Consider the following 17,085-nt stretch of genomic DNA (forward strand, 5'->3'; position numbering starts at 1 on the left):
CATGCGGCAGGGTGGGGCAAATCTTCCCGGCCGATCGAAGCGTTCATGCCTCGAGCCGGCAGCCTACTCATAGACTATTGCGTTGTGGTGAAAGTCACAGCACAAGGGACATGAATGTACACTTGTGCACTGAAATTATTATACAGACCCTGTGAGGGGCCTGTTCGGGTGCCTAAGACTGCCGCACTTTCGCCCGCCACGCCAGTCGCAGATGGTCGATAAGTGGCCGCTACTGCACCCAGCGTTGGAGAATTTGCTGCAGATCCGTGCGTTTGAACGGCTTGGCCAGGTAATCGTTCATTCCCGCCGACAAACACGCTTCGCGGTCGCCCTGCAAGGCGTTGGCGGTCAAGGCGATGATCGGCAGGTCGGCGCATCCGGGCAGTTGGCGGATCTGTCGGGTGGCCTCGTAGCCGTCGATCAGCGGCAGCCGGCAATCCATCAGGATCGCATCGAAGATCAGACTCTCGGCGCTGCGAATGGCCTGGGCGCCATCGGTGGCGATGCTGACCGTGAAGCCCAGGCTGCGCAGCATGGCCTGGATCACGGTCTGGTTGACCGGGTTGTCTTCCACCAGCAGCACGTTGCGTCCTTCGCCATGGGCATGCCCGCTGTGCACCCGCGGCGCCAGCACTGGCAGGCTTTGCTGGTACAGCGCCAGCGGGATCTCCAGGGTGAACACCGAGCCGCGGCCTTCCTCGCTCTGGGCGCGCAGGGTGCCGCCCATGCGTTCGGCCAGGGTGCGGGCGATCGGCAGCCCCAGGCCGGTGCCGCCATAACGCCGGGAAATCGAACTGTCGGCCTGCTGGAAGGCGTTGAACATCAGTTCCAGGCTTTCGGTGCTGATGCCAATCCCGCTGTCGCGCACGCTGCAGGTGAACCACAGCAGCTCATGGTCCAGGGCCTGCCATTGCGGCTCGACGGTGACGCTGCCTTGCTCGGTGAACTTCAAGGCGTTGCCGATCAGGTTCACCAGGATCTGCCGGATGCGCGTCGGGTCGCCTTTGACCTGCAGCGACTCCATGCCGGGCGGCAGTCGCAGCTGCAGGTCGAGCCCGCGCTGCGCGGCGCTGTGCTGGAAGGCCTGGGCCGAGCTGCCGATCAGTTCGGCGAGGTTGAACGGGATGTGCTCCAGCTCCAGGGCCGAGCGCTCGATGCGCGAGAAGTCGAGGATGTCGTTGATCACCTTGAGCAGGTGCTCGGTGGACTCGGAGGCCAGCGCCGCGTATTCGTGCTGTTCATCGGTCATTTCGGTGGTTTCGAGCAGTTGCAGCATGCCCAGCACGCCGTTCATGGGCGTGCGCAGTTCATGGCTCATCATCGCCAGGAAGTCCGACTTGGCATTGTTGGCCCGCTCCGCTTCTTCGCGGGTCTGGATCAACTGGGCCATGGCCTGGTGCTGTTCGCGGCTGGCCTGCTCGAGGCCAGCGGCCAGGTTGTTGATATGCCGCGAAAGATCGCCCAGCTCGGCATCGTCGACGATCGGCAGCGGGGTCTTGAAGTCACCCTGTTGAATGGCCTTGACCGCGGTGCCCATGGCGCTGATCGGCTGCGACAGGCTGGCCGCCAGGCGGCGGGCCAGGAGGAAGGTGAACAGCAGGGCGAACAGCGCGAGGATGCCGGCCTTGAACAGGATCTCCTGCTGGCGCTGGCTGAAGGCGTCGTTGGACATGCCGACGATCACCCGCCCCAGATAGTCCTCGCTGGGGCTCACGCTGGCGCTCGGGTCGTCCTGGAAAAAATCGTTGCTGAGCTGGATGCGTTGCAGGCGCACCGGGGCCTGGAACACTTCGACCTGCTGTGAGCGGTGGTGGGTCTCCGAAGGCTGCTCGACGTACACCAGGATCTTGTTGCGGCTGTCCTGGACTTCGAGAAAGCGCACGTGGGGCGTGGCCAGGGTGGCCTTGAGCAGACTCTCGAGACCTTCGCTGTTGCCCGAGATCACCCCGTATTCGGTGGCCGGCGCCAGCTGGTTGGCGATCAACTGGCCGGTGTGGTTCAGCTCCTGGCGCAGATCCTGGATCCGCACGAAGGTAAAGAAGCTGATCAGCAGCAGGGTCAGCAGCAGCGCCGGGCCGAGGCAGATGATCTGGGTGCGGGTACTGATGTCCCAACGGCGACGGAAGGTCATGGGCGTTTTTCTCCTTCGGCCAGCTGGGTCGCCACCGATTTCTCGTCTATCGGTTCGACGCCCAGGGAGCGTGCCACCTGCGGGTTGCTCAACACCTTGAACGGTTGCGGATACAGGGTACGCGGCCAGTGGGTCGTGGGTCGGTCCAGCAAATCGTCGAGCACCTGCAGCCAGTCGTTCTGGTCGCTGTAGGTGCTAGCCAGGCTGCCGGCCTTGACGAAGCCGGCATTGGGGCCGATCAGCGCCAGTTGCCGGGCATAGCTGCTCAATAACAGGTTCTTCGCGGTTTTCGGGTTGTACAGCTGCGGGTCGTCCAGCCCCAGCAGGACGTCGCTGCTTTTCAGCAGGCTTTGCAGCGGACGGCTGTCATTGGTGTCGTCCCAGCGTTCGGCGACGATTTCCAGCCCCAGGGGATGGGCGGCCTGATGCAGCTCCTTGAGCAGGAATTCGCTGTCGGCGCCGTAGAGCACGCCGATCCGCCGGGCCTGGGGCAGGATCTTGCGGATCAGCCGCAATTGCCGAGCCAGCGGCGGGTCGCTCCATAACAGGCTCAACCGGGGCGAAGACGTTGTCCCCAGGCGCTGCTGAGCCTGGATCCGGCCGATGCGCAACACCAGCGTGGCCGGGCCCAGGGCCTCCTGCTGGCGCCATTCGAGGCTGGCCGGGTCGAGCAGGATCAGCCGGGTGCCCGCTGGCAATTGACCGGGGGCAGGCAGGTTGGCCAGGAGCTCGAAGCGCACGTCGTCCTGTGGCCGCTGTTGCGCCAGCGCCTGGGCAAAAGCCTGCACGCCGGCGCTGTCTTCGGCGCCGGTCAGCAACACCTGGGCCGCCCATGCGGGGAATGCACCCCAGAGGCAACAGAACAGCAGCAGGCGAACCCGGAAACGGTTCAAGGCAGGCGTCATCCCTGACTGACGGTGGCTCATGCTAGAACGTCAACTCCGCACTGAAGTAGAGGACGTGGTGCGAGTCATAGTTGTTGTCGACAAAGGTGGTGGGCTCGTCGTCGAGCCGTTGCTGGAGCACGCCGGCCAGCTCCAGGCTGCCCTTGCCCAAGGGGATACGCTTGGCGACGCGGGTATCGACCCGTTCGAAGCGATAACCGTTGAGTGCGCTGGAACCATAGTAGAAGAGCGCGCTGGACCAGCCCTGGCCCCAGTCGCGCAACCAGCCCGCCGAGCCGCTGTGGCGCGCGGTCAATTGCTCGTCCAGCGGGTTGCTGGCCTCGGCGTCGACATAGGCGTACGTCAGGCGCAGCCGGTCCGCCGGGTTCAGGCGCCAGTCCAGCTGGGTTTCGCTGCCGGCAAAACGTGAGGCGTTGCTGTTGCTGGCGATGTACTGGTTGTTGCGCAGCGGCTCGCTGATCATCCCGCTGATTTCGTCGTAGAACAGCTTCACGTCGAGGTTCAGCCCGAGATCGGCAAAAAAGCCGTTGTAGCCCAACTCCCGCGAGCGCATGCGTTCCTGGTCGAGGTTGCCCGGGCCGCGGGTCTTGACGAAGTACTGGGCGCTGGGCTGGCCGTAGGCGGTTGGGCTCAGCTTGGTGACCCGGTAGCTCCAGTTGACATTGTTCTCGAACATGTCCGGCGAGCGGATCGCTTCCGAATATACCGCCCGCAGGCCGTGGCGCGGGTTGATCAGGTAGTTGACCGCCACCCGCGGGGTCAGCGAACTGCCGCTCAGCTGTGAGTCTTCGAACATGGCGCCGCCCTGCAGCAGCCAGTGTTCGGTGGCGCGCCATTCCAGCTGGCCGAAGGCGCGCCAGGTGCTGTCGTCGAGGGTGCCGTTGAAATAGGTTTGCGAGTCGGCGCGGTCGTAGCGATAGTTCAGGCCGCTGACCAGGCGCACGCCATCGGACAGGCTCAGGGTGTCCTGCAGTTCGAGGTCGTAGCGCGATTCGCGGGCGCTCTGGTCGATATCGCCGCAGACCGTGCGCTTGGCGCCGTCCTTCCATTGCGTCAGCACTTGGTTCGCCAGGGCCTGTTCGGCCGCGGTGCCTGGAGGGGCGCCGGAGCCGGTGAAATTGTCCATGTGCCGGGCCAGCAGTTCGGCGTAGTTCGGGTTGAGCTGCCAGAGACGCGTCAGTTCCGGGCTGAACGACACCTCGGCGTCACAGGCGCGCCAGTTCTGCTGGCGGTCCCAGTGCTGGGCCGAGCCTTGGATATAAAGGCTGTGGTCCGGGTTGATGTCGAGGTTCCAGCGCAGCGAGCCGGCATAGTCCTTGGCGATCACGTCGGAGTTGTAGCCGGCCGAAGTGATGCCGGAGAACACCGGCCGGTAGGTATAGGGGCGCTGGTTGCTGCCTTCCTTGGCGCTGAGTTGCCAGTCGATGCTCTGCCGCTCGTCGAGCATCTGGCTGACCGACAGGCTGAAGCGGTTCAAGCGTCGGCTGTCGCGGTAGTCGGCGCCGTTGCGGTCGCTGTCGAAGCCGTCGTCCTCCTGCCCGGACAGCGACAGGCGCAGGTCGCCGGTGTCCCAGCCGGTGCCCTGGCTGGCGTACCAGTCGCTGATGCCGCGCTGGCCGCGGGTGACCTTGATCCGCGTGCCGTGGCTGTTGGCGGGCGAGCGGGTGATGATGTTGATCACTGCCATCAGCGCGTTGGCGCCGTAACTGACGGTATTGGGGCCGCGGAACACCTCGATGCGCTCGATGTCCTCCATGGCCACCGGAATGTCGCTCCAGTCCACGGTGGCCAGGCCCGCCCGGTACACCGAGCGCCCATCGATCAGCACCTGCATGCGGCGCGCTTCGCTGGCATTGGTGCCGTGATAGTTCACCGCGGCCTGGTTGCCGCTGATATTGCCGACCATCATCCCCGGCACCAGGCGCAGCAGCTCGCTGATATCGCGGGCGCCGCTGGCGTTGATCAGTTCGCTGTCGAGCACGGTCATGCTGCCGGGCACGGCCGCAGGGGACTGTTTCAGACGGGTGGCGGTGAGGACTTCCGGCAGCGGCTGGCTGTCCAGGAACAGATCGTCGGCCAGCACCGGGGTGCTGCAAAGCAGCGCCAGCAACAGGGATGGGCGGGAGAGGGGAGGGCCAGGATACACGGCACAGCCTTGATAACGAGTAATTGCCGCGCATGTTAACCGAGATGACCGGGTTTTCCAGTCGATAACCCCGACATTCCCCGTCCTAATCGGTGTTTTCCCGGCATTTGTGCCTAATTGTTCACAGGGCTGGCCGCCGCAGGGCCGCCCCGTATAATGCCGCCATCGCCACTGTATGGATTGACGGATTGCATATGACTGAACAGCGCCCTATCGCGGTCCTGGGAGGCGGAAGCTTTGGTACCGCCGTGGCCAATCTGCTGGCCGAGAACGGTCATCGGGTGCGGCAGTGGATGCGTGACCCGGAGCAGGCGGAGGCCATTCGCATTCATCGCGAAAATCCGCGTTACCTCAAAGGCATCAAGATTCATCCGGCGGTGGAGCCGGTGACCGATCTGTTGGCCACCCTGAACGACAGTGACCTGTGTTTTGTCGCCTTGCCCTCCAGCGCCCTGCGTTCGGTGCTGGCGCCCCATGCGCAGTTGCTCGCCGGCAAGCTGCTGGTCAGCCTGACCAAGGGCATCGAGGCGCAGACCTTCAAGCTGATGAGCGAAATCCTCGAAGAGATCGCCCCGCAAGCGCGGATCGGCGTGCTGTCCGGGCCGAACCTGGCCCGCGAAGTGGCCGAACACGCCTTGACCGCCACCGTGGTCGCCAGCGAAGACGAAGAACTCTGCCAGCGCGTGCAGGCGGCCCTGCATGGCCGGACCTTCCGCGTCTATGCCAGCGCCGACCGCTTCGGCGTCGAACTGGGCGGGGCGTTGAAGAACGTCTACGCGATCATCGCCGGCATGGCCGTGGCGCTGGGCATGGGGGAAAACACCAAGAGCATGCTGATTACCCGGGCGCTGGCGGAAATGACCCGTTTCGCGGTCAGCCAGGGTGCCAACCCGATGACCTTCCTCGGCCTGGCGGGGGTTGGCGACCTGATCGTCACCTGCTCGTCGCCCAAGAGCCGCAACTACCAGGTCGGTTTCGCCCTGGGCGAAGGCCTGAGCCTGGAAGAGGCGGTGGACCGGCTCGGCGAGGTGGCCGAAGGCGTGAACACCCTCAAGGTGCTCAAGGTCAAGGCGCAGGAAGTGGGCGTATATATGCCGCTGGTGGCCGGATTACATGCCATCCTGTTTGAGGGGCGCACGCTGAACCAGGTCATCGAACTGCTGATGCGTGGCGAGCCGAAAACCGATGTCGACTTTATCTCCCCCAGTGGTTTCAACTGAGCAGGACAGGAGCGAGACATGAACGATACGAATTCCGAAGCCAAGTACGAATCCATCCTGCTGCGTGTGCTGTGGATGCTGGTGTTCGTGCTGGTCTGGCAAGTGGCGCAATTCATCCTCGGCGCGCTGGTGCTGGTACAGCTGATCTACCGGCTGATCTACGGCTCGCCGAGTGCCAGCCTGATGAACTTCGGCGACAGCCTGAGCCAGTTCCTGGCGCAGATCGGTCGTTTCGGCAGTTTCCACACCGACCAGAAGCCTTGGCCGTTCGCCGACTGGCCGGCCCCGCGCGCGCCTGAAGGCGAAGCGCCGCATGTGGTGCCACCGGCGCCCCATCCGGTGCGGGACGAGGAGCCCAAGCTGTGAAGCTCTGGGTGCTGCGTCACGGTGAAGCCGAGCCTCACGCGCGCAGCGATGCCGAGCGCAACCTGACCGAGCATGGCCGCGAGGAAGCGCTGCGCAGCGCCGCGCACCTGATCGGCCAGCCGCTCAGCGCGATCATCGCCAGCCCTTATGCGCGGGCGCAGCAGACGGCGAAGCTGGTACGCGAAGCCCTGGGCTTCGAAGCGGACATCCGCACCGTATCCTGGCTGACGCCGGACAATAACCCACTGTCGGTGGTCGCCCAGCTCGACTCCGCGGACAACGTGCTGCTGGTCAGCCACCAGCCGCTGGTGGGCAACCTGATCGGCCTCCTGCAGCACGGCCATCTGCGCAATCCCCAGCCGATGCACACCGCGGGCCTGGCGGAACTTGAAGGCGACTGGCCGCTGGCCGGCCTGATGACCCTCAACAGCATCAAGAATCCCTGAGCCTGAATCCCAGAACGATAGGAGCGAGGCTTGCCCGCGAAAGGAAGCGGCGCGGACTGTCCGAAGCAGCGCGTCCGCCTTCATCGCGGGCAAGCCTCGGTCCTACCACGATCTGTGCTTTTCGCTACATTTCTTAACTTGCGGCGTTTCTTTGTGCGTGGAATAGTCGCCCGAGCAAGTGCTTGGTTGGCTAGCCTCACGATCAGAACAAAAACAAAGGAGCGAGTCGCATGTCTGCTGCTTTTCGTTTGCCGCTGGAAGTGTTCTACGAGCGCGAAGCTCGTCATCCCCGCCAACGTTTCCTGGTCCAGCCCCTGTGCGGTGGCCGGGTCGAGGAGCTGACCTGGGCCGACGTCGGCCACCAGGCCCGCTGCGCCGCCCACTGGCTGCGTGCCCGCGAGCTGCCGCCGGGCAGTCATGTCGCGATCATCTCCAAGAACTGCGCCCACTGGATCATCGCCGACCTGGCGATCTGGATGGCCGGTCACGTTTCCGTGCCGCTGTATCCCAACCTGACCGCCGATTCGGTGGCCCAGGTGCTGGAACATTCCGAGTCGGCCCTGGTGTTCATCGGCAAGCTCGACGACTGGCCGGCGATGGCCCCCGGCGTGAAACCCGGGCTGCCGACCATCAGCCTGCCGATCTGCCCTGAAGGCCGCTTCGACTTCACCTGGGACGAGTTGCAGCAGTGCTCGCCGATCCAGGACGACCCCAACCCCGCCGCCGAGCAACTGGCGACCATCATCTACACCTCGGGCACCACCGGCCTGCCCAAGGGCGTGATGCACAGCTTCGGCACCCTGGGTTTCGCCGCTTCACGCGGCACCCAGCTGTTCGGCCTTGGGCCGACGGACCGGCTGCTGTCCTACCTGCCGCTGTGCCATGTGGCCGAGCGCATGTTCGTCGAGCTGGCGGCGATCTATACCGGGCAGACGGTGTTCTTCGCCGAGAGCCTGGAGACCTTTCTCACCGACTTGCAGCGGGCGCGGCCCACGGCGTTGTTCGGCGTGCCGCGGATCTGGAGCAAGTTCCAGATGGGCGTGTACAGCAAGGTCCCGGCCAAGCGCCTGGACTTCCTGCTGGGCCTGCCCTTCATCGGCAAGCGGGTCGGGCACAAGGTGCTGGCCGGGCTGGGGCTGGACGCCCTGCGGGTCGCCTTGTCCGGCGCCGCGCCGGTGCCGCAGACCCTGCTGGACTGGTACCAGCGCCTGGGCCTCGACGTGCTGGAGGTGTACGGCATGACCGAAAGTTGCGGTTATTCCCATATCGGCCGCAGCGGCCAGCATGTACCCGGCTGGATCGGCCGGCCCTGCCCGGACGTCGAGGTACGGATCGACGAGTCCGGAGAGGTCCAGGTGCGTAGCGGGGCGACCATGCTCGGCTATTTCAAGGACCCGCAGAAGACCGCGGAAACCGTCACCGCGGATGGTTTCCTGCGTACCGGCGACAAGGGCGAGCAGGACGCCGACGGCAATCTGCGCCTGACCGGGCGGCTCAAGGAGATCTTCAAGACCAGCAAGGGCAAGTACGTGGCCCCGGCGCCGATCGAGAACCGCCTGGCGGTGCATTCGCGGATCGAGCAGGTGTGTGTGGTCGGCGATGGCCTGAGCGCGCCGCTGGGCTTGTGCGTGTTGTCCGCGGCCGGTTTGCAGGACGCCGCAGGCAACGCCCGTGGTGGCCTGTATGCGAGCCTGGAAAGCCTGCTTGACGAGGTCAATGGCGCGCTCGACAAACATGAACGCTTGCACCGCCTGGTGGTGGTGAAGGACAGTTGGGCGGTGGAGAACGGCTTTCTGACCCCGACCCTGAAGATCAAGCGCAATGTCATCGAAGCCACCTACGGCGAGCGCTTCAAAGAGTGGAGCGAGCGCTCCGAAGCGGTGCTGTGGCAGGATTGAGCGCGGATAACCACCCAAAAGGATGCAGTGATGAGCCTATGGCGTACCACCCCGAACATCGAGCAACTGAACGCGATCCAGAAAAACACCATCGGTGAGGTGCTGGACATCCGCTTCGAGTCCTTCGACGACGAATCCCTGACCGCGAGCATGGTGATCGACCATCGCACCCACCAACCCTATGGCCTGCTGCATGGCGGTGCCTCGGTGGTGCTGGCGGAAACGGTCGGCTCCATGGCCAGTTACCTGTGCATCGACGCCAGCAAGTTCTACTGCGTGGGCCTGGAGATCAACGCCAACCATCTGCGCGGCCTGCGTTCCGGCCGGGTGACGGCGGTGGCCAGGGCGATTCATATCGGGCGTACCACCCATGTCTGGGATATCCGCCTCTGTAGCGACGAAGGCAAGGCCAGCTGCGTATCGCGCCTGACCATGGCCGTGGTGCCGCTGGGGCAGACGCCTCCGGCACGTTGAGGGGTACCCATAGGCTGAAGCGGAGTGTCATCATTCTTGACCGTTACTGTCATTGCCGCCGGCTAATGGCATGCGGACAATCAGCCATCGTTTTTTGTTCATGAGTTAGCCGGTATGTCGCAACAGGTGTTTTTCACTCACGCCAACGGATTTCCCTCGGGTACCTATGGCAAGTTGTTCGCCGCCCTGGCCCCCGAATATCAAGTGGCGCATTTGCAGCAGCACGCCCACGATCCGCGCTTTCCGGCGGACGACAACTGGCTGAACCTGGTGGACGAACTGATCCACCATCTGCAACAGCAGGCCGAGCCGGTGTGGGGTGTCGGCCATTCCTTCGGCGGCGTCCTGCATCTGCATGCGGCGCTGCGCTGCCCGGAGCTGTATCGCGGGGTGGTGATGCTCGACTCGCCGGTGCTGACCCGCGCCGATCAATGGGTGATTCGCGCCGCCAAGCGGTTCGGTTTCATCGATCGCCTGACCCCCGCCGGGCGGACCCTGGGCCGCCGTGAGGAGTTCAGCGACCTGGAGTCGGCGCGCAAGTATTTTGCCGGCAAGACCCTGTTCCGCGGCTTCGACCCCGAGTGTTTCGACGCCTACCTGCAACATGGCCTGCATCAGGTCGACGGCCGTTTGCGGCTGCGTTTCGACCCGGCCACCGAGATCAGCATCTATCGCGGCGTGCCGCACACCAGCCCGGGCCGCCCCCGGCAGTTGAAGGTGCCGCTGGCGGTGGTGCGCGGGCGGCAGAGCCGGGTGGTGATGAAGCACCACGCCAGCAGTGTCGGGCGCATGCCCCATGGCGAATCCCTGAGCATGCCGGGCGGGCACATGTTCCCGCTGGAGCGCCCGCAGGACACCGCGGCCCTGCTGAAAAAACTCTTCAGCCGCTGGGAAGCTCGCGCCGAACGGAGCTGCGCATGAGCGCCGCGGTGGAAGAAGTCCGCCTGAGCCTGCCGCATATCGAGCTGGCGGCGCACCTGTTCGGCCCCGAGGACGGCCTGCCGGTCATCGCCTTGCACGGCTGGCTGGACAACGCCAACAGCTTCGCGCGGCTGGCGCCCAGATTGCCTGGCTTGCGCATCGTCGCCCTGGACATGGCCGGGCATGGCCATTCCGGACACCGCCCCCTGGGCGCCAGCTATGCGCTCTGGGATTACGTATATGACGTCTTGCAGGTCGCCGAGCAACTGGGCTGGAAACGCTTTGGCCTGCTCGGGCATTCCCTGGGGGCGATCGTCTCGTTGGTGTTGGCCGGCTCGTTGCCCGAGCGGGTGAGCCATCTGGCGCTGATCGATGGGGTGATTCCGCCGACCGCCAGCGGGGAAAACGCCGCCGAGCGCATGGGCATGGCCCTGCAGGCTCAGCTGGACCTGCGGGACAAGCGCAAGCCGGTCTACGCCACCCTGGACCGCGCCATCGAGGCGCGGATGAAGGGCATGGTCGCGGTCAGCCGCGAAGCCGCCGAGCTGCTCGCGCAACGCGGCCTGATGCCGGTCCCGGGGGGCTACACCTGGCGCAGCGACAGCCGCCTGACCCTGGCTTCGCCGCTGCGCCTGACCCAGGAGCAGGCCCTGACGTTCGTCCAGCGCCTGGCCTGTCCGGCCCATCTGGTGGTGGCGGCCGACGGCATGCTGGCCAAGCACCCGGAGTTGCTGGAGCGGCTACCCTTCAGCCGGGAACAGCTGCCCGGTGGCCATCACCTGCACTTGAACGACGAAGACGGCGCGATCCTTGTTGCAGACTGTTTCAATAGGTTTTTCGCCGTTTCTTGACTTGCAGCGGGCAACTGTCGAGGCTGGGCGGGTTGAAATGGGAGACAACCATGATAGATCTCTATACCGCTGCGACCCCGAATGGCCACAAGGTCTCTATCGTGCTCGAGGAACTCGGCCTGCCCTATACGGTGCATGCCCTGAGTTTCGACAAGAAGGAACAAAAGGCTCCAGGCTTTCTCAAGATCAATCCCAATGGCCGGATTCCGGCGATTGTCGACCGCGCCAACGGCGATTTCGCCGTGTTCGAGTCCGGCGCGATTCTCATCTACCTGGCTGAACTCAGCGGGCAACTGCTGCCCAGCGATCCCCAGGGCCGTTCCCGGGTGATCCAGTGGCTGATGTTCCAGATGGGCGGCGTCGGTCCGATGCAGGGCCAGGCCAACGTGTTCTTCCGTTATTTTCCGGAAAAGCTCCAGGGCGCCATCGATCGTTACCAGCATGAAACCCGGCGCCTGTACGAGGTGCTCGACACCCGCTTGCAGGAGGTCGAGTTCCTTGCCGGCGACTACAGCATTGCCGATATCGCCACCTTTCCCTGGGTGCGCGGCCATGAATGGTCCGGGGTTTCGGTGGACGGCCTGGCGGCCCTGCAACGCTGGATGGCGACCCTCGAGGCGCGGCCGGCGGTGCAGCGCGGGCTGCTGGTCCCGCAACGCACGGATGACGCCAGTGTCATCAAGGGCGCCCAGGCCATGCTGATCCGATGAGAGCACCCATGCGTTTATCCAGTGTCCTGTTGTTGTCCGCTGTCAGCCCCTTGCTGTTCGCCGCCGATTTGCCCGGCAGCCATGACTTGCCGATCGTGCCGCGCATGCCTGACGCGCAGATCGTCGACTATCGTCCGGCGGCCGAGATGGAGCGGATCTACCCCATGGGCTCGATCCGCAAGATCAGCGGCCAGCTGCGTTTCGATGGCCAGGTCGGCGCTCGTGGCACCACGACGTCGGTGACCTACGAGTTGCCGCCGGAACATTCCTCGACCGCGGCCTTTACCGCCGCCCGCGAAGCCTTGCAGGGGCAGGGCGCCGAACTGTTGTTCTGGTGCCAGGCCCGCGATTGCGGGGAAAGCAGCCTGTGGGCCAACGAGGTGTTCGGCAACGCCAAGCTGTATGGCGCCGATGCCCAGCAGGCGTACCTGCTGTTGCGCCTGGCCGCGCCCAACGACAATTCGCTGGTGGCCCTGTACAGCATTACCCGCGGCAACCGCCGGGCGTACCTGCATGTCGAGCAATTCGACGCCAGCACCCCCCTGGGCGAGTTGTTGCCGACCTCGGCCACCCTGTTGCGCCAGCTCAAGGACACCGGCGAGCTGGACCTGCCCAAGCTCGCCGGCGAGCCCCAGCCGACCTGGCTGACCTTGCTGTCGCGCGGGTTGAACCTCGATACCACCTTGCGGGTCAGTGTTTCCGGGCCGAATGCCGAGGCCTGGCGCCAGGCCCTGATCGGCCAGGGCGTGCGGGCGGCACGCATGGAAAGCGGCAGCCGCGAGGCCCCTGGCCTGCGTCTTGAGCTGCTGCGCTGAACCGCTGCATTGAACGGGCTTGGGCGAACGGGTATCCACCGTTCGCCTACGCTTGGTGAGTTGACCTTTCTCGAGATACCAAATGCTCAATAATGATCGCCTGTTGGTGCAGATCCTGCTTCTGGTGCTGTTCGGCGCCAGCTTCTGGGTCATGGCGCCGTTCTGGTCCGCGTTGTTCTGGGGGGCGGTCCTGGCGTTTGCCAGCTGGCCGCTGATGCGCCTGCTGACCCGCTGGCTCAATGGCCGCGAGTCCCTGGCCGCGGCCGTGCTGACCCTGGGCTGGATGCTGCTGGTGGCGGCGCCGCTGGTCTGGCTCGGCTTCAACCTGGCCGACCATGTGCGTGACGCCACCGCCTTTATCAAAGATGTGCAGGTCGATGGCCTGCCCGCAGCGCCGAGCTGGCTGGCCGGCGTGCCCTTCGTCGGTGAACGGCTGGTGGGGCTGTGGAACAGCATCGACCAGCAGGGCGCGGCGATGATGCTGGCGATCAAGCCCTACCTGGGGCAGGTCGGCAACTGGCTGCTGGCCCGCAGCGCGCAGATCGGTGGCGGGATCCTCGAGTTGACCCTGAGCATCGTCTTCGTGTTTTTCTTCTATCGCGACGGGCCGCGCCTGGCGGTGTTCGTCCACGGGCTGCTGGAGCGCCTGATCGGCGACCGCGCCGGCTACTACATCGAGCTGGTGGCCGGTACGGTGCAGCGGGTGGTCAACGGTGTAATTGGCACCGCCGCGGCCCAGGCAGTCCTGGCCCTGATCGGGTTCCTGATCGCCGGCGTGCCGGGTGCGCTGGTGCTGGGGATCGTCACCTTCCTGCTCAGCCTGATTCCCATGGGGCCGCCGCTGGTGTGGATTCCGGCCACCGCCTGGCTGGCCTGGAAGGGCGAATACGGGATGGCGGTGTTCCTCGGTATCTGGGGCACTTTCATCATCAGTGGCGTCGACAACGTGCTCAAACCCTACCTGATCAGCCGTGGCGGCAACCTGCCGCTGGTGATCGTGCTGCTCGGGGTCTTCGGCGGGCTGATCGCCTTCGGTTTCATCGGCCTGTTCATCGGCCCGACCCTGCTGGCCGTGGCCTACAGCCTGTTGACCGACTGGAGCGCGAGCCAGGCGCGGGTCGAAGACAAGCGCTGATCCATGCAGAACGCGGGCATCCGTGCCCGCTCCTGTAGCCGCAGCCTCGCGCTGCTCGGCAGCGGCTACGGCGGTTACGGTGACGGCGGCGCTCAGGCGGCGAGGTGTCGTGGGTATGTGAGCTTTGTACCAGCCGGTACACACCGGCGGTTCAGGCGCGAGGCAGGCGCACCACTGTGGTCAGGCCGCCACCGGGGGTTTCTTCCAGGTGCAGTTGCCCGCCCAGGCGTTCGGCGGCCTCGCGGGCGATGGTCATGCCCAGGCCGACGCCGCCGGAATTGCGGTTGCGCGAGCCTTCCAGCCGGTAGAAGGGTTCGAACACTGCTTCGCGTTGGTCTTCGGCGATGCCCGGGCCATGGTCGATGACCCGGATCAGTACCTGTTCGCGGCTGTCCTGCAGGCTGATGCGGGCATGCCCGGCATAGCGCAGGGCGTTGTCCAGCAGGTTGTTCAGGCAGGAACGCAACGCCATCGGCTGCACTTGCAAGGGCGCGCAATGGCCGTCGGTCCGCACGTCGGCGCCCTGGTCCTGGGCGTTTTCGCAGAGCGACTCCACCAGTGCCTGCACATCCATCCACTGCACGGCTTCGCTGGTGCGCTGTTCATGCAGGTAGCTCAGGGTCGCGTCGAGCATGCTGATCATGTCGTCGAGGTCCTGGCGCATCTGGCCCTGCAGCTTGTTGTCCTCGATCTGTTCCAGGCGCAACTTGAGGCGCGACAGCGGCGTGCGCAGATCATGGGAGACCGCGCCAAGCATGCGCCCGCGTTGCTTGACCTGTTCCTGGATGCGCCGCTGCATCAGGTTGAAGGTGTGGGCCGCCTGGCGCGCTTCCCGTGGGCCGGACTCGTCCAGCGGCGGGCTGTCGAGGTCTTCGCTGAGGCGCTCGGCGGCATCGCTCAGGCGCTGGATCGGCCGGGTCAGCAGCTTGGCGCCGTACCAGGCGGCGATGATCAGCGAGATGAACTGGAAGGTCAGCGGCACGATCGGGCCGCCGAACCAGGGACGTGGTGGCCGCGGCTCGAAACGTCCGCCGCCGGGCTGTGACTGGCCGCTGAATTCGCTGGCCGGAGGGCGCGGAGGCGGGCCGTAGAGACGGAACCAGAAGAAGGCGAGCAGGTGGGCGAGCACGATCGCGATCAGCAGCACCCCGAACAGGCGGCCGAACAGCGTATCGAAGCGCCCACGCATCAGCCGATGTCTCGGGCGTCGAACAGGTAGCCTTCGCCGCGCACGGTCTTGATCAACTGCGGCGATTTCGGGTCGTCGCCGAGCTTCTGCCGCAGGCGCGAGACCAGCAGGTCGATGCTGCGATCGAAGGCTTCGATGGAGCGGCCACGGGCGGCGTCCAGCAACTGTTCGCGGCTCAGGACCCGGCGCGGGCGTTCGATGAACACCCAGAGCAGGCGGAACTCGGCGTTGGACAGCGGTACGACAAGACCGTCGGCGGAGATCAACTGGCGCAGCACGCTGTTCAGGCGCCAGTTGTCGAAGCGGATATTGGCCCGCTGCTCGGTGCGGTCGTCGCGGACCCGGCGCAGGATGGTCTGGATCCGCGCCACCAGTTCCCGAGGCTCGAAGGGCTTGGCCATGTAGTCGTCGGCCCCCAGCTCCAAGCCGATGATCCGGTCGGTGGGTTCGCAGCGGGCGGTGAGCATCAGGATCGGGATGTCCGACTCGGTGCGCAGCCAGCGGCACAGGGACAGGCCATCCTCGCCGGGCAGCATCAGGTCGAGCACCACCACGTCGAAGTGTTCCGCCTGCAAGGCCTGGCGCATCGCCGCGCCGTCGGTCACGCCGGTGGCGTGGATATTGAAGCGGGCCAGGTAGTCGATCAGCAGTTCGCGGATCGGTACATCGTCGTCGACGATCAGCGCCCGGGTGTTCCAGCGCTTGTCGTCACCCGTGCCAGGTGCTTTCTGATCGTCATTGAGGGGAGCTGGAGTGTTGTGCATGCGTGCGATCGTCTGCCAGGTAGGCTGCCAGCCACAAAGAGGGGCGGCGAGGTGGTGGCTTCAGCATAGGCGTCCGGCCCTGGGGCTGGAAGTGCTGTTCGGGAGTGTTGCGGCTGGCGAGGGTAGCCGGGCGGGGTGTTGCCGGCGTGTCGGGAGTGTATCGGGCTCGACACAATTACCGCCAGGGTCGGGCATTTGCACGGTTTTATCGATACGGGAGCTGCCGTTGGCGATGAATTACCGATCATCGGGTCCCGGAGCGTCGTCGCTTGCGCTACAATCCGCGCCGATTTCGACTTGCCTGAGAGCCCCTTCATGTCCGCTTGCCAGACTCCTATCATCGTCGCCCTGGACTTTCCCACCCGTGACGCCGCACTGAAACTGGCTGATCAGCTGGACCCCAAGCTGTGCCGGGTCAAAGTCGGCAAGGAACTGTTCACCAGTTGCGCTTCGGAAATCGTCGGCACCCTGCGCGACAAGGGTTTTGAAGTCTTCCTCGACTTGAAATTCCATGACATCCCCAACACCACCGCGATGGCCGTCAAGGCTGCCGCGGAGATGGGCGTGTGGATGGTCAATGTGCACTGCTCCGGCGGCTTGCGCATGATGGCGGCTTGCCGCGAAGTGCTCGACCAGCGCAGCGGCCCGAAACCGCTGCTGATCGGCGTGACCGTGCTGACCAGCATGGAGCGTGAAGATCTGGCCGGCATCGGCCTGGATATCGAGCCGCAGGAGCAGGTGCTGCGCCTGGCCGCCCTGGCGGAAAAGGCCGGCATGGACGGTCTGGTCTGTTCGGCCCTGGAAGCCCAGGCGCTGAAGGCCGCGCACCCGTCGCTGCAACTGGTGACCCCGGGGATCCGTCCGGCGGGCAGCGCCCAGGACGACCAGCGGCGCATCCTCACCCCGCGCCAGGCGCTGGATGCCGGTTCCGATTACCTGGTGATCGGCCGTCCGATCAGCCAGGCGGCGGACCCGGCCAAGGCCCTCGCGGCCGTGGTGGCCGAGCTGGCCTGAATCCGGCAGCGCAGTGCTGGCTGCCGGCGATAGTGCAAGCGCGCTTCGCGCTATCGCGAGCAAGCTCGCTCCTACAGAGAGTGCCTAGGCCCTTGTAGGA

General features: G+C 65.3%; 16 protein-coding genes. 11 read left to right on the top strand and 5 right to left on the bottom strand.

The features are described from left to right. Nucleotides 1-229: 229 nt before the first annotated feature. The 3 genes from BM019_RS09260 to BM019_RS09270 are packed head-to-tail and all read right to left on the bottom strand — an operon-like array spanning nucleotide 230 to nucleotide 5,182. Nucleotides 230-2,131, bottom strand: coding sequence for an ATP-binding protein (locus tag BM019_RS09260; protein ID WP_009042805.1), 1,902 nt, complete (start codon nucleotides 2,129-2,131; stop codon nucleotides 230-232). Beyond that, nucleotides 2,128-3,057 (bottom strand): ABC transporter substrate-binding protein, encoded by a 930-nt coding sequence (locus BM019_RS09265; protein ID WP_175510607.1) that lies wholly within the window; start codon nucleotides 3,055-3,057, stop codon nucleotides 2,128-2,130. The genes BM019_RS09260 and BM019_RS09265 overlap by 4 nt, the downstream gene beginning before the upstream one ends. A 1-nt stretch (nucleotide 3,058) precedes the next feature. Beyond that, on the bottom strand, nucleotides 3,059-5,182 hold the full coding sequence (locus tag BM019_RS09270; protein ID WP_092418098.1) for a TonB-dependent receptor plug domain-containing protein: 2,124 nt from the start codon (nucleotides 5,180-5,182) through the stop codon (nucleotides 3,059-3,061). A 194-nt stretch (nucleotides 5,183-5,376) separates the two neighbouring features. Between BM019_RS09270 and BM019_RS09275 the strand changes: the two genes are divergently transcribed. The 10 genes from BM019_RS09275 (at nucleotide 5,377) to BM019_RS09320 (ending at nucleotide 14,018) form a co-directional block, all read left to right on the top strand. Continuing rightward, the gene (locus BM019_RS09275; protein WP_009042808.1) at nucleotides 5,377-6,402 is read left to right on the top strand and encodes an NAD(P)H-dependent glycerol-3-phosphate dehydrogenase; all 1,026 of its coding nucleotides are present in this window, start codon (nucleotides 5,377-5,379) and stop codon (nucleotides 6,400-6,402) included. An 18-nt stretch (nucleotides 6,403-6,420) separates the two neighbouring features. Then, nucleotides 6,421-6,768 (top strand): DUF4389 domain-containing protein, encoded by a 348-nt coding sequence (locus tag BM019_RS09280; protein ID WP_007931570.1) that lies wholly within the window; start codon nucleotides 6,421-6,423, stop codon nucleotides 6,766-6,768. Next, nucleotides 6,765-7,214: a phosphohistidine phosphatase SixA gene (sixA, locus tag BM019_RS09285; RefSeq protein ID WP_009047787.1), complete on the top strand. Its 450-nt coding sequence runs from the start codon at nucleotides 6,765-6,767 to the stop codon at nucleotides 7,212-7,214. Before BM019_RS09280 ends, sixA begins: the two co-directional genes overlap by 4 nt. Before the next feature lie 230 nt (nucleotides 7,215-7,444). Then, nucleotides 7,445-9,112, top strand: a complete 1,668-nt coding sequence (locus BM019_RS09290) for an AMP-binding protein (protein ID WP_092418099.1) — start codon at nucleotides 7,445-7,447, stop codon at nucleotides 9,110-9,112. A gap of 30 nt (nucleotides 9,113-9,142) precedes the next feature. Then, a complete protein-coding gene (locus BM019_RS09295) occupies nucleotides 9,143-9,586 on the top strand; it encodes a hotdog fold thioesterase (protein ID WP_007931583.1) in 444 nt (147 codons plus the stop codon). A 114-nt stretch (nucleotides 9,587-9,700) separates the two neighbouring features. Continuing rightward, nucleotides 9,701-10,507 (top strand): alpha/beta fold hydrolase, encoded by an 807-nt coding sequence (locus BM019_RS09300; RefSeq protein WP_085530200.1) that lies wholly within the window; start codon nucleotides 9,701-9,703, stop codon nucleotides 10,505-10,507. Further along, the gene (locus BM019_RS09305; RefSeq protein WP_062823209.1) at nucleotides 10,504-11,358 is read left to right on the top strand and encodes an alpha/beta hydrolase; all 855 of its coding nucleotides are present in this window, start codon (nucleotides 10,504-10,506) and stop codon (nucleotides 11,356-11,358) included. Before BM019_RS09300 ends, BM019_RS09305 begins: the two co-directional genes overlap by 4 nt. A gap of 50 nt (nucleotides 11,359-11,408) precedes the next feature. Beyond that, nucleotides 11,409-12,068 (top strand): glutathione S-transferase family protein, encoded by a 660-nt coding sequence (locus tag BM019_RS09310; RefSeq protein ID WP_092418100.1) that lies wholly within the window; start codon nucleotides 11,409-11,411, stop codon nucleotides 12,066-12,068. Between the two features lie 8 nt (nucleotides 12,069-12,076). Then, complete coding sequence (locus BM019_RS09315) at nucleotides 12,077-12,883, top strand: DUF4892 domain-containing protein (RefSeq protein WP_175510610.1); 807 nt, start codon at nucleotides 12,077-12,079, stop codon at nucleotides 12,881-12,883. A gap of 82 nt (nucleotides 12,884-12,965) precedes the next feature. Further along, nucleotides 12,966-14,018 (top strand): AI-2E family transporter, encoded by a 1,053-nt coding sequence (locus BM019_RS09320; RefSeq protein ID WP_062823206.1) that lies wholly within the window; start codon nucleotides 12,966-12,968, stop codon nucleotides 14,016-14,018. Nucleotides 14,019-14,169: 151 nt separating this feature from the next. Here the strand turns inward: BM019_RS09320 and BM019_RS09325 are convergent, their stop codons facing one another. Together BM019_RS09325 and BM019_RS09330 are read right to left on the bottom strand one after the other, a co-directional pair. Next, entirely contained in the window at nucleotides 14,170-15,207 is a 1,038-nt protein-coding gene (locus BM019_RS09325) for a sensor histidine kinase (protein WP_092418102.1), read from the bottom strand. Continuing rightward, the gene (locus tag BM019_RS09330; protein ID WP_009042817.1) at nucleotides 15,207-15,971 is read right to left on the bottom strand and encodes a response regulator; all 765 of its coding nucleotides are present in this window, start codon (nucleotides 15,969-15,971) and stop codon (nucleotides 15,207-15,209) included. Before BM019_RS09330 ends, BM019_RS09325 begins: the two co-directional genes overlap by 1 nt. Nucleotides 15,972-16,286: 315 nt before the next feature. Between BM019_RS09330 and pyrF the strand changes: the two genes are divergently transcribed. Continuing rightward, a complete protein-coding gene (pyrF, locus tag BM019_RS09335) occupies nucleotides 16,287-16,985 on the top strand; it encodes an orotidine-5'-phosphate decarboxylase (protein WP_007931610.1) in 699 nt (232 codons plus the stop codon). The last annotated feature ends 100 nt before the right edge of the window (nucleotides 16,986-17,085 follow it).

Source organism: Pseudomonas sp. NFPP07, assembly GCF_900115645.1.
GTDB classification, from domain to species: domain Bacteria; phylum Pseudomonadota; class Gammaproteobacteria; order Pseudomonadales; family Pseudomonadaceae; genus Aquipseudomonas; species Aquipseudomonas chlororaphis.